The organism is Micromonospora sp. ATA51, from assembly GCF_016802855.1.
Taxonomy (GTDB): Bacteria; Actinomycetota; Actinomycetes; order Mycobacteriales; family Micromonosporaceae; genus Micromonospora; species Micromonospora sicca.
Genome location: NZ_JAEVHJ010000234.1, coordinates 1 through 10,507, shown reverse-complemented (window position 1 = coordinate 10,507; position 10,507 = coordinate 1). Strand labels below are relative to the sequence as shown.

Below are 10,507 nucleotides of genomic sequence, written 5' to 3'. Positions count from 1 at the left end.
GGCCGGGGCCTCGTCGGCGGCCGGCGCCTGCTTCGGGGCGGGCGCGGCGGCCTTCTTGGTGGTCTTGGCGGTGGTGGCCCGGGACGCCGGCGTGGCGGAGCGGGCCGCGGCCACCCGGCGGCGGGTGCTGGCGGAGCCGTCCACGACCACCGTCACGCCCGCCTCGGAGAGCGCGCGCAGGATCTTCTTGGCCTGGGCCGGGGTCACCTCAGCGGACTCGACGGTGCGCGCGAGCTGGGCCGACGTGAGCTGACCGCCGGCGCTCTGCGCGTGGGCGATCAGGGTGTCGGTGAGCGAGCGAACGTCGGCGCCAGGCTGGCGGGGTTCTGTCACGAATGACCTTCCGGAGGCGAAGAGCGAGCACGGCCGGGTCGTCCGGCGCAGCACGGAACGCCGTGCCGGGCGATGTCGTTGAGGGACCCCCGTGTCCCGGGCCGACCGGTCGCTGGCGGTCCGTGGCGCGTGGGCAGGGTGAATTGTAACGCCGTCTGCCGCGATCATCCTGCGCCGCACGGCGTACTGGCGATACCGACCGCCGATTGGGCGCAGATGTGGACTTTGTAAGGATGATACCCGCGCACGGCCGGGGAATCCGCGGTCGTACGGGAAGGGGACGAACCATGATCCGCTCGGCGCCGCCGACGCAGGAACTGCTGGAGATCGCGATCGACGTCGCCCGGGACGCGGCCGCCACCGCCCACCGGATGCGGGCCGAGGGGGTTTCGGTCGCCGCGACCAAGAGCACGGTCACCGACGTGGTGACCGCCGCCGACCGGGCCGTGGAGCGTCAGGTGCTCGACGCGCTGCGCAAGCTCCGCCCGGACGACGCGGTCCTCGGGGAGGAGTACGGCGCCGGGGACACCGGGCCGGTCGAGGCGGGCGGGGTGCGCTGGATCGTCGACCCGATCGACGGCACCGTGAACTACCTGTACGGGCTGCCCTACTGCGCGGTCTCCCTCGCCGCCGAGGTGGCCGGGGAGGTGGTGGTGGGCGTGGTCCGCAACGTGGCCACCGGCGAGGAGTGGACCGCCACCGCGGGCGGCGGCGCCTGGCGGGACGGCGAGCGGCTGCGCTGTTCCACCGAGACCGACCTGGGCCAGGCGCTGGTCGCCACCGGATTCGGTTACGACCCCGGCCGGCGGGCGCACCAGGCCCGGGTGGTCGCCGAGCTGATCCCGCACGTCCGGGACATCCGCCGGATGGGGGCGGCGGCGCTGGACCTCTGCCTGGCCGCCGAGGGTCGCGTCGACGCCTACTACGAGAAGGGGCTGGCCGCCTGGGACCAGGCGGCCGGCGGGCTGGTCGCCACCGAGGCGGGACTGCGGGTGGCCGGGTTGGACGGCCTTCCCGCCGGCCCCGACCTGGTCATCGCCGCCCCGCCGGCGCTGTTCGCGCCGCTGCACAGCCGGCTGGCCGCCCTGGACGCGTCCGGCGGCCCCTGACCGGCCCGATCCGCCTCCACCCGGGCGTGTCGCGGCCACCGGGCCATGATCCACGTCACGTCGGGGACCAGGGTCATCCGGTCCGTCCGGTCGTGCCACGTCGCCGACCCGGAGTCGACCGACCCCCCCCGCCGGACCCGGCCGGGGGCGGGAGAGCGGGACTATTTGTCGTCCACCGGCATCGGGCAGGAGCCGGGGGGCGCCACCGGCGAGCCGAGGTCACCGAGGGACTGGTTGACCTCGGTGGTGGTGGCCAACTGCTGGAAGCCGTTGCCCAGGACCACGTCGACCGTGTCGTCCTTGCGCTTCGGGTCGTACTGCCGCTCGGCGTTGTTGAGGAAATAGGCCCGCAGCAGGTGCGCGGAGCCGACACCCTTCGGTCCGAAGCGGAGCAAGGCGACCTCCTCGACTCCCTTCGGCGCGTTGCCTTCCTTCTTCACCTGGAACTTGCGGTTGCGGAAGTCGTCCGCCACGCTGCCGGCAAGGCCCGGCTCCTCGGTGGCGTTGTAGACGTTGATCTTGACGTCCTTCGGCTCGCGCAGGGTCACGTCGGCCAGCGGCCAGCCGTCCGGGCAGCCCGCCGCGGTGCCCACCTTGCCCTGGGTGTCCTTGACCATGGCGACGACGACGAAAACCAGGGCGAGGACCGCCAGCAGACCGACGACAACGAGTGCCCGCACTCGCGCAAAACTCATCTGGGCGCTCCCCGGACAGTGAAAGGGTGGCGGCGGCCGCTGGCGGTCGGGCCGCCCCGCCGGCCGTCGAGTACGCCGCTGAGGTTAACGGTTGTCCGGCCGTCGCGTGGAAACAGCCCGACATACCGGCGCGCCACCCCGGAACCAGGTACTACTACCCCTATCTTCGTGTCGCCTGAGTCACATTGGGAACAACTTCGGGTGCAGGGGCGTACATCTCTGCCGCGAGGGCGGTATACATGCCTCGCCCAAAGGGGGGGTAAGGTTCCGCGCTCGCTGGGGGAGTTTCTCTGGCGGACTCGGCCCACCGGTCTTCGGGTCGGGTGACCGACACAAATGGCGGCCGGCCAGCGGAACCGAAACAGCGTCGTCCGGCGTTACAACCGGAAGCGACCATATCGATATGGGAGAGTGAAACCGATGGCCACCGACTACGACGCCCCGCGTCGCGACGAGGTCGACCTCGGCGAGGACAGCCTCGAAGAGCTCAAGGCCCGGCGGGTCGACTCACAGTCGGGCGCCGTGGACGTTGACGAGGCCGAGGTGGCCGAGAGCTTCGAGCTGCCCGGCGCCGACCTGGCCGACGAGGAGCTCACGGTCAAGGTGCTACCGATGCAGCAGGACGAGTTCCGGTGCGCCCGCTGCTTCCTGGTCCACCACCGCAGCCAGCTCGCGGTCGAGCGCAACGGCGAGCTGATCTGCCGCGAGTGCGTCTGATCCGGACGCGTGTCACCGGCGGCGGCCTCCTGGACGGGGCCGCCGCTGTTCGAGTCGCCGTGCGCCGGCGGCGGGATGCTGCTTGACTCAAGACGGGCGGTTTCGAGGCCGGCGGGACTCCGGGAGGTCGGACGGGTGAACGAGCGCAGCGAGCGGGCCGGTGGGCCCGGCGCCGAGGAAACCGACACGAGTCCCGGGCACGGCCCGGTGACCGGTTCCGACGCCTGGCGCGAACCCGGCGCATCGACGACAGCCGGTGGTGACGCCGACGAGCTCGGCGCCACCGTGGCCGCGCTGACCGAGGACGACCTCGAGCCGGCCCGCCGGCGGCAGCTGCTCGCCCGGCTGGTCGGGCAGGCCCGGGCCCGGGGGCTTGCCGACCTGTTCAAGCCGAAGGCCGCCGTCCGCTGGATGGTGGACACCGTCGCCGACGTCGCCCCACGCGTGCCGGTCCGCGACCTGGCCACGCTGCGCCGGCACTTCCCCGGCCTCGACGACGAGGCGCTGGCCGAGCGGCTGATCCGCAACGCCGCCCGGGCGACCGCCGGGGTCGGCGCCGCCGGTGGCGGGGTCGCTGCAGTCGAGTGGGCGGTCACCCCCACCCTGCTCTCCGCGCCCGTGCTGCTGGCCGCAGAGACGGTCGCCGTCGCCGCGATCGAGCTGAAGCTGATCGGTGAGCTGAACGAGGTCTACGGTGTGTCGCTGCCCACCGGGGGCAGGCAGCGCGCCGTCGTCCTGGTGCATTCCTGGGCCAGCGGGCGCGGGATCAACCCGATGATGCCGGGGGTGGGGGTGAGCGCCGTGCTCGCCAACGGCGCCCGCAAGGAGCTGCGGGACGCCCTGCTCAAGCGCTTCGGCCGCAACCTGACCACGCTCGGGCCCTTCCTCACTGGGGCCGCAGTGGCCAGCTACCTCAACCGCCGAAACACCCGGAACCTGGCCGAGCAGCTCCGTCGGGACCTGCGCCGGCAGGGACGGGAGCTGCCCGGGTCACGGCCCGCGCTGCCCTGAGACCGAGGCTCAGCCGGCGTTGCGGGCGGCCATGATCGCCGCGGCCAGCTCGACCGGGTGCCGGGAGCTGACGACCCAGAACGGAGTCGGGTCGGCCGGGTCGTCCAGCACCACCTGGACCGCGCCGCCGACCCACGGCCGCTGCACGACGAAGGCGAGCGGGTCGGCTCCCACGCCGAGCACCTCGCGGCGGCCGGCGGCGTCCAGCGGGACGGCGTCGGCGACGAACCGCACCGGCAGGCGGGCGTCGTCCACCCGCAGCTCGCCGTCGCGGACGGCGACCCGGATCCGGCCCAGCCACCAGAGCGCGGCCACCGTCGCCGGCAGCAGCAGCACGAAGGGCAGCCAGGAACGCAGCCCGCCGGCGCCCATCCAGAGCTCGGTGGCGAGCAGGCCGGCCAGGCCGAGCCCGGCCAGCCAGTACCACCAGGGCAGGCCGAGCCGCTCGGCGTACGCCGGGGGCGCCGCCGACGGGGCCGGGGCGGGCGACGGGGATGGCGACAGGCTCACACTCCGAGGGTACGGCGCACGACCGGCCCGCCAACCGGCAGGATGGCAGGGTCACCCCTGGACCCGGACGGAAGAGGAAGACCGTGACAGACGTCGTACCCGTGCCGTACGGCAGCTCGACCCCGAGCTGCCGCTGCCGGCGTACGCCCATCCCGGCGACGCCGGCGCGGACCTGGTGGCCGCCGCGGACGTCGAGCTGCCGCCCGGCGGGCGGGCCCTGGTCCCCACCGGGGTGGCGCTCGCCCTCCCGGAGGGGTACGTGGGGCTGGTCCATCCCCGGTCGGGGCTGGCGGCCAGGCTCGGCGTGACGGTGCTGAACGCGCCCGGTACGGTCGACGCCGGCTACCGGGGTGAGATCCTGGTCAACCTGATCAATCACGATCGGGACGTGCCGGCGAAGATCAGCCGTGGCGACCGGATCGCGCAGCTCGTCGTGCAGCGGGTGGCGCGCGCCGAGTTCCAGCCGGTGGCGGAGCTGCCCGCGTCCCGGCGCGGGGCCGGTGGGCACGGGTCCACCGGCGGGCACGCCGGGCTGATCCCGGCCCCGGCGGCGCCGACGGGCGCCGGGAATCGCCCGACCTGACGAGTGGGCGGACGGAAGAGGTGGCAGGGTGAGTGCGAACAGCGGAGGGTGGGCGCAGTGATCTTCTCCCGAAAGCGGGCCGGTGGCGCGCGGCACGCGCGTGACGAGCGGACCGCCGAGGTCCTCGACTCCTACGACACCGAGGAGTCGACCCCGGCGGCGCCGTCCCGGGGGCCGTACGACGTCTCCGAGGCGCCCGACATGCCCCGGCTGGACCTGGGCAGCCTGCAGATCCCGGCGGTGCCCGACGTCGAGGTCCGGGTGCAGGCCGACCCGCAGGGCGTGATCCAGCAAGTCGTGCTCGTGCACGGGGAGAACGCCCTGCAGCTCGGCGTCTTCGCGGCGCCCCGCTCCGAGGGCATCTGGGACGAGGTGCGCGAGGAGATCCGGCAGTCGCTGTTCAACGACGGCGCCGCCGCCCGCGAGGTCGAGGGGGAGTACGGCACCGAACTGCACGCCCGGGTCCGCACCCCGGACGGCATGACCGACCTGCGTTTCGTCGGCATCGACGGGCCGCGCTGGATGGTCCGCGGCGTCTACCAGGGCGCGGCCGCCACCGACCCGGCCTCGGCCGGCCCGCTGGCGGTCTGCCTCGACAACCTGGTGGTCGACCGGGGGCACGAGGCAAAGCCGGTCCGCGAGCCGCTGCCGCTGCGGCTGCCCCGCGAGATGGCCGAGCAGGCCGACCAGGAGAACCCCGCACCCGGCCAGCGCGAGGCCTGAGCAAGCAACCCGGCCCGGTCCCGTCGGCTCCCGCCGGCGGGCGCCGGGCCCGTCGTGCGTCCGCCGTCGCCGCCGTACGCCGGGGAGGTGCCGCCGCGGACGCGGCTCCGTCGCGCCGCCGGATCGGCGTACGCTGGCGGGACGGTTCCGGCATCCCGGGGTCGGGCCAGCGCCGGCGCGGACCGGCCAGCGTGGAGAGGGTGACGCGGAGGTCATGACGACCGACGAGGGTCGGGTGTCGCTGCGGCGCATCCTGCAACGGCTCACCGCGAGCGAGGCCGAGATCGAGGCGCAGGAGCTGCGCCGGGAGAGCGCCGAGTCGGGCGGCACGCCGGCCCGGCAGTGCATGCGGGGCCAGGTGGTCTCCGTCGCCGGACGGCTCCGCACGGTGGTCTACACGCCGCGGACGAACCTGCCGACGCTGGAGGCGGACCTCTACGACGGCAGCGACGTGGTCACCCTGGTCTGGCTGGGCCGCCGGCACATCGCCGGCATCGAGCCGGGCCGGCACCTGACCGCCCGCGGCCGGATGGCCGTACGGGACGACCGCAAGGTGATCTACAACCCGTACTACGAGCTGGAGTCGCCGAAGTGACGACCGGACCGCACCGGACCACCGAGCCGGAGACCGGGCCGCCGGACGACGAACGGCTGCCCAGCCTCGCCGAGCAGATGGCCGACCAGCTCGGCGGCTGGCGTGGCCTGGTGGAGTCGAGCATCCCCGTGGTGGTCTTCGTGATCGCCAACGTGGTGGGCGAGCTGCGCCCCGCGGTCGTCGCCTCGGTGGCGGTGGCGCTGCTCATCGCCGGTCTGCGGCTGGCCCAGCGCCGGCCGGTCCGGCACGCCGTCAACGGGCTCTTCGGCATCGCGATCGGCGCGGCCATCGCCTGGCGTACCGGTGAAGAGCGGGACTTCTACCTTCCCGGCATCCTGTACGGCATCGGCTACGGGCTCGCCCTGCTGATCTCGGCGGCGATCCGGCAGCCGCTGGTCGGCTGGATCTGGTCGGTGCTGGTCGCCAAGGGGCGCGCCGAGTGGCGGGACGACCCGCGGCTGGTGCGCACCTTCACCCAGCTCACCGTGCTCTGGGGCGTGGTCTGGCTGGCCAAGGTGGGCGTGCAGGCCGGGCTCTACCTGGCCCACCAGGACACCGCGCTGGGCGTGGCCCGGCTGGCGCTGGGCTACCCGCCGTACGCGCTGCTGCTGCTCGTCACGGTCTGGGCGGTGCGCCGGGTGACCCGGGAGACCGCGCCGCAGCCGCTGCCCGGCGCCTGAGCCCCGGCGCCGGCCGCCCGCCGCGGCCGGCCGGCCGTGACCGTCGGGCGTCAGCCCTTGCCGCGGGTGCGCTCGACGCTGTCCGGGCCGAGGATCACCGCGCGGACCTCGTCCTCCACCTGGGCGGTGCACACGAAGACCAGCTCGTCGCCGGCCTCGATCGGGTCGTCCGGGCTCGGCACCAGCACCCGCTTGCCGCGCAGGATCGCCACCAGGGCGGCGTCCCGGGGCAGCGGCACCGCGTGGATCGGCTGGCCGACGTACGGCGCGGTGGGCGGCAGGGTGATCTCGACCAGGTTCGCCTCGCCCTGCCGGAAGGTCATCAGCCGGACCAGGTCGCCGACGGTGACCGCCTCCTCGACCAGGGCGGCCATCACCCGCGGCTTGCTCACCGCGACGTCGACGCCCCACTGGTCGGTGAAGAGCCACTCGTTCTCGGCCCGGTTGACCCGGGCGACCACCCGGGGCACCGCGAACTCGGTCTTGGCCAGCAGCGAGACCACCAGGTTGACCTTGTCGTCACCGGTGGCGGCGACCACCACGTCGCAGCCGGCGACGTTGGCCTCCTCCAGGCTGGTCAGCTCGCAGGCGTCGGCGAGCACCCACTCGGCGGCCGGCACCCGGTCCGGCCGGAGCATCTTGGGCTGTCGCTCGATCAGCATCACCTGGTGGCCGTTGTCGATCAGCTCCTGGGCGATCGACCGGCCGACGTTGCCGGCGCCGGCGATGGCGATGCGCATGCTCACTGCCCTCCTTCCGGCGGCGTCGCCGCCGCCGCCGTGACCGAGCCCACGATGTCGTCGGTCACCAGCATGAAGACCTGGTCGCCCTCCTGCACCACGGTGGAGGCGGTCGGCAGCATCCCGATCCCGAAGCGGATCAGGTACGCCACCCGGGCCCCGACGCCCTCCTCCAGCTGCCGCAGCGGCCGGCCGATCCAATCCTTGTGCACCGGCACCTCGACGATCGACACCGTGCTGGTCGGGTCCCGGAAGATCTCGACGTTGCCCTCGGGGACCAGGTGCCGCAGCATCCGGTCGGCGGTCCACCGGACGGTGGCCACGGTGGGGATGCCGAGCCGCTCGTAGACCTGCGCCCGGCGCTGGTCGTAGATGCGGGCGGCGACCCGGGAGACGCCGAAGGTCTCCCGCGCCAGCCGGGCCGAGATGATGTTGGAGTTGTCGCCGCTGGAGACGGCCGCGAAGGCGTCCGCCCGCTCGATGCCGGCCTGACGCAGCACCTCGCCGTCGAACCCGGCACCGGTGACGGTGATGCCGGCGAAGTCGGGGCCGAGGCGGCGGAACGCGTCCGCGTCCTGGTCGATCACCGCCACCGAGTGCCCCCGGGACTCCAGGCTGTGGGCGAGGGTCGACCCGACCCGGCCGCAGCCCATGATCACGACATGCACGGTGTCCGCTCCTCCCACGGTGCGCCCCGGTGGGCCCGTCGTCTGCGAGCCTGCCACGTCCCCGCCCCGGGCGGGGGACCGACCGTACCGCGCGGGCGCGCGGAAGGTTGATCAGGCACCCCCGACGGTCGGCGGGGGTTGGTCGTACCCTTAGCGCTTGTGGCCAGTCCCACCTCGCTGCTGAAGCGACTCCTCGTCGGTCGACCGTTCCGGTCCGACCGGCTCCAGCACACCCTCCTCCCCAAGCGCATCGCGCTGCCGGTCTTCGCCTCCGACGCGCTCTCCAGCGTCGCGTACGCGCCGGACGAGATCCTGCTGACCCTCTCCATCGCGGGGGCGTCGGCGTTCCTGTTCTCGCCGTGGATCGCGCTCGCCGTCGTCGTGGTGATGCTCACCGTGGTGGCCAGTTACCGGCAGAACGTGCACGCCTACCCCTCGGGTGGCGGTGACTACGAGGTGGCCACGGTCAACCTCGGGCCGCGCGCCGGCCTGGCGGTGGGCAGCGCGCTGCTGGTCGACTACGTGCTCACCGTCGCGGTGTCGGTCTCCTCGGGCGTGGCCAACCTCGGCTCGGTGGTGCCCTTCGTGGGCACCCACAAGGTGCTGATCGCGGTCCTCGCGGTGGCGGTGCTGACCGCGATCAACCTGCGCGGGCTGCGCGAGTCGGGAACCGCCTTCGCGATCCCCACCTACGGCTTCATCATCGTGATGGTCGGGATGATCCTCACCGGGCTGGTCCGGGTCTTCGTGCTCGGCGACGACCTGCGCGCCCCCAGCGCCGACCTGGTGATCCGCCCGGAGCACAGCGTGGCCGGCTTCGCGCTGGTCTTCCTGCTGCTGCGGACCTTCTCCTCCGGCTGCGCCGCGCTCACCGGTGTGGAGGCCATCTCCAACGGGGTGCCCGCGTTCAAGGCGCCGAAGAGCCGCAACGCGGCCACCACCCTGCTGCTGCTCGGCACCATCGCGGTGAGCATGCTGGTCGGCATCATCTGGCTGTCCCGGCTCACCGGCCTCCAGTTCGTCGAGGACCCCTCGCAGATCGTCTCCGGGCCCGACGGGTACGTGCAGAAGACCGTCACGACCCAGCTCGGCGAGACGGTCTTCGGTTCCGGTTCGGCGCTGCTCTTCGTCGTCGCCGGGATGACCGCGCTGATCCTCTTCCTGGCCGCGAACACCGCGTTCAACGGCTTCCCGGTGCTCGGCTCGATCCTGGCCCAGGACCGCTACCTGCCCCGGCAGTTCCACACCCGGGGCGACCGGCTGGCCTTCTCCAACGGCATCGTCTTCCTCGCCGTCTTCGCGATCGTGCTGATCATCGGGTTCCAGGCCGAGGTGACCCGGCTGATCCAGCTCTACATCGTCGGCGTCTTCGTCTCCTTCACGCTCTCCCAGGCCGGCATGATCCGGCACTGGAACCGGCACCTGCGGACCGAGCGGGACCCGGAGGCGCGCCACCGGATGATCCGCTCCCGGGCCATCAACAGTTTCGGCATGGCGATGACCGGCATCGTGCTGGTCATCGTGCTGATCACCAAGTTCCTGCTCGGCGCCTGGATCGCGATCGCCGCGATGGCGGTGATCTACCTGCTGATGCTGGCCATCCGCCGGCACTACGACCGGGTCGCCGCCGAGCTGGAGCCGACCGAGGCGCGGGGCGTGCTGCCCGCCCGCAACCACGCCATCGTGCTGGTCAGCAAGCTGCACCAGCCGACCCTGCGGGCCATCGCGTACGCCCGGGCGACCCGGCCGGACACGCTCACCGCGGTGACCGTGAACGTGGACGAGAAGGACACCCGCCAGCTCCAGGAGGAGTGGGAGCGGCGGGAGATGCCCGTCCCGCTGACCGTGGTCGACTCGCCGTACCGGGAGATCACCCGGCCGATCCTCAACTTCGTGGCCTCCACCCGCCGGGCGTCGCCGCGCGACGTGGTCACCGTCTTCATCCCCGAGTACGTGGTCGGCCGCTGGTGGGAGAACCTGTTGCACAACCAGAGCGCGCTGCGGCTCAAGGGCCGGCTGCTCTTCGAGCCGGGGGTGATGGTGACCAGGGTGGTCGCGACGGTGGCCAGCATGACGATCGTCTCGCCGTAGGGCATCCGCTTCAGCGTGGCCGGGGCGACGGAGTGCCAGTCGAAGGTCGACA

The 10,507-nt window shown here is 73.2% G+C and carries 11 protein-coding genes and 2 pseudogenes; 8 read left to right on the top strand and 5 right to left on the bottom strand.

What is annotated here, in order from left to right:
* On the bottom strand, positions 1–333 hold a 333-nt coding region (locus tag JNW87_RS27590; RefSeq protein ID WP_375373550.1), incomplete at its 3' end, for an RNA polymerase sigma factor region1.1 domain-containing protein.
* Between the two features lie 287 nt (positions 334–620).
* Here JNW87_RS27590 and JNW87_RS27585 point away from each other — a divergent pair.
* Positions 621–1,442: an inositol monophosphatase family protein gene (locus tag JNW87_RS27585; protein WP_109801979.1), complete on the top strand. Its 822-nt coding sequence runs from the start codon at positions 621–623 to the stop codon at positions 1,440–1,442.
* A 161-nt stretch (positions 1,443–1,603) separates the two neighbouring features.
* Here JNW87_RS27585 and JNW87_RS27580 read toward each other — a convergent pair whose 3' ends face one another.
* The gene (locus JNW87_RS27580; protein WP_201749878.1) at positions 1,604–2,122 is read right to left on the bottom strand and encodes a LytR C-terminal domain-containing protein; all 519 of its coding nucleotides are present in this window, start codon (positions 2,120–2,122) and stop codon (positions 1,604–1,606) included.
* Between the two features lie 435 nt (positions 2,123–2,557).
* Here JNW87_RS27580 and JNW87_RS27575 point away from each other — a divergent pair, with 435 nt between their 5' ends.
* The gene (locus tag JNW87_RS27575) at positions 2,558–2,854 is read left to right on the top strand and encodes a DUF4193 domain-containing protein (RefSeq protein WP_007075406.1); all 297 of its coding nucleotides are present in this window, start codon (positions 2,558–2,560) and stop codon (positions 2,852–2,854) included.
* A 135-nt stretch (positions 2,855–2,989) separates the two neighbouring features.
* Complete coding sequence (locus tag JNW87_RS27570) at positions 2,990–3,865, top strand: hypothetical protein (RefSeq protein WP_375373549.1); 876 nt, start codon at positions 2,990–2,992, stop codon at positions 3,863–3,865.
* Between the two features lie 9 nt (positions 3,866–3,874).
* On the opposite strand, the gene JNW87_RS27565 is transcribed toward JNW87_RS27570, so the two are convergent.
* Complete coding sequence (locus JNW87_RS27565) at positions 3,875–4,369, bottom strand: DUF3093 domain-containing protein (RefSeq protein WP_238454678.1); 495 nt, start codon at positions 4,367–4,369, stop codon at positions 3,875–3,877.
* 89 nt (positions 4,370–4,458) lie between these two features.
* Between JNW87_RS27565 and dut the strand changes: the two are divergent.
* From dut to JNW87_RS27545, 4 genes and pseudogenes are all read left to right on the top strand, one after another.
* Positions 4,459–4,990: pseudogene (dut, locus tag JNW87_RS27560) on the top strand (dUTP diphosphatase).
* Between the two features lie 25 nt (positions 4,991–5,015).
* Positions 5,016–5,681, top strand: a complete 666-nt coding sequence (locus JNW87_RS27555) for a DUF3710 domain-containing protein (protein WP_109804897.1) — start codon at positions 5,016–5,018, stop codon at positions 5,679–5,681.
* 214 nt (positions 5,682–5,895) lie between these two features.
* Complete coding sequence (locus tag JNW87_RS27550) at positions 5,896–6,276, top strand: OB-fold nucleic acid binding domain-containing protein (protein WP_109804898.1); 381 nt, start codon at positions 5,896–5,898, stop codon at positions 6,274–6,276.
* Entirely contained in the window at positions 6,273–6,956 is a 684-nt protein-coding gene (locus JNW87_RS27545; RefSeq protein ID WP_109804899.1) for a DUF3159 domain-containing protein, read from the top strand. The genes JNW87_RS27550 and JNW87_RS27545 overlap by 4 nt, the downstream gene beginning before the upstream one ends.
* A 50-nt stretch (positions 6,957–7,006) precedes the next feature.
* On the opposite strand, the gene JNW87_RS27540 is transcribed toward JNW87_RS27545, so the two are convergent.
* Both JNW87_RS27540 and JNW87_RS27535 read right to left on the bottom strand, forming a co-directional pair.
* Positions 7,007–7,696, bottom strand: coding sequence for a TrkA family potassium uptake protein (locus JNW87_RS27540; RefSeq protein WP_109804900.1), 690 nt, complete (start codon positions 7,694–7,696; stop codon positions 7,007–7,009).
* Between the two features lie 2 nt (positions 7,697–7,698).
* The gene (locus tag JNW87_RS27535; RefSeq protein WP_109804901.1) at positions 7,699–8,364 is read right to left on the bottom strand and encodes a TrkA family potassium uptake protein; all 666 of its coding nucleotides are present in this window, start codon (positions 8,362–8,364) and stop codon (positions 7,699–7,701) included.
* Between the two features lie 159 nt (positions 8,365–8,523).
* Between JNW87_RS27535 and JNW87_RS27530 the strand changes: the two are divergent.
* Positions 8,524–10,434 (top strand): annotated as a pseudogene (locus tag JNW87_RS27530) (APC family permease); the annotation flags it as partial.
* Positions 10,435–10,507: the final 73 nt, after the last annotated feature.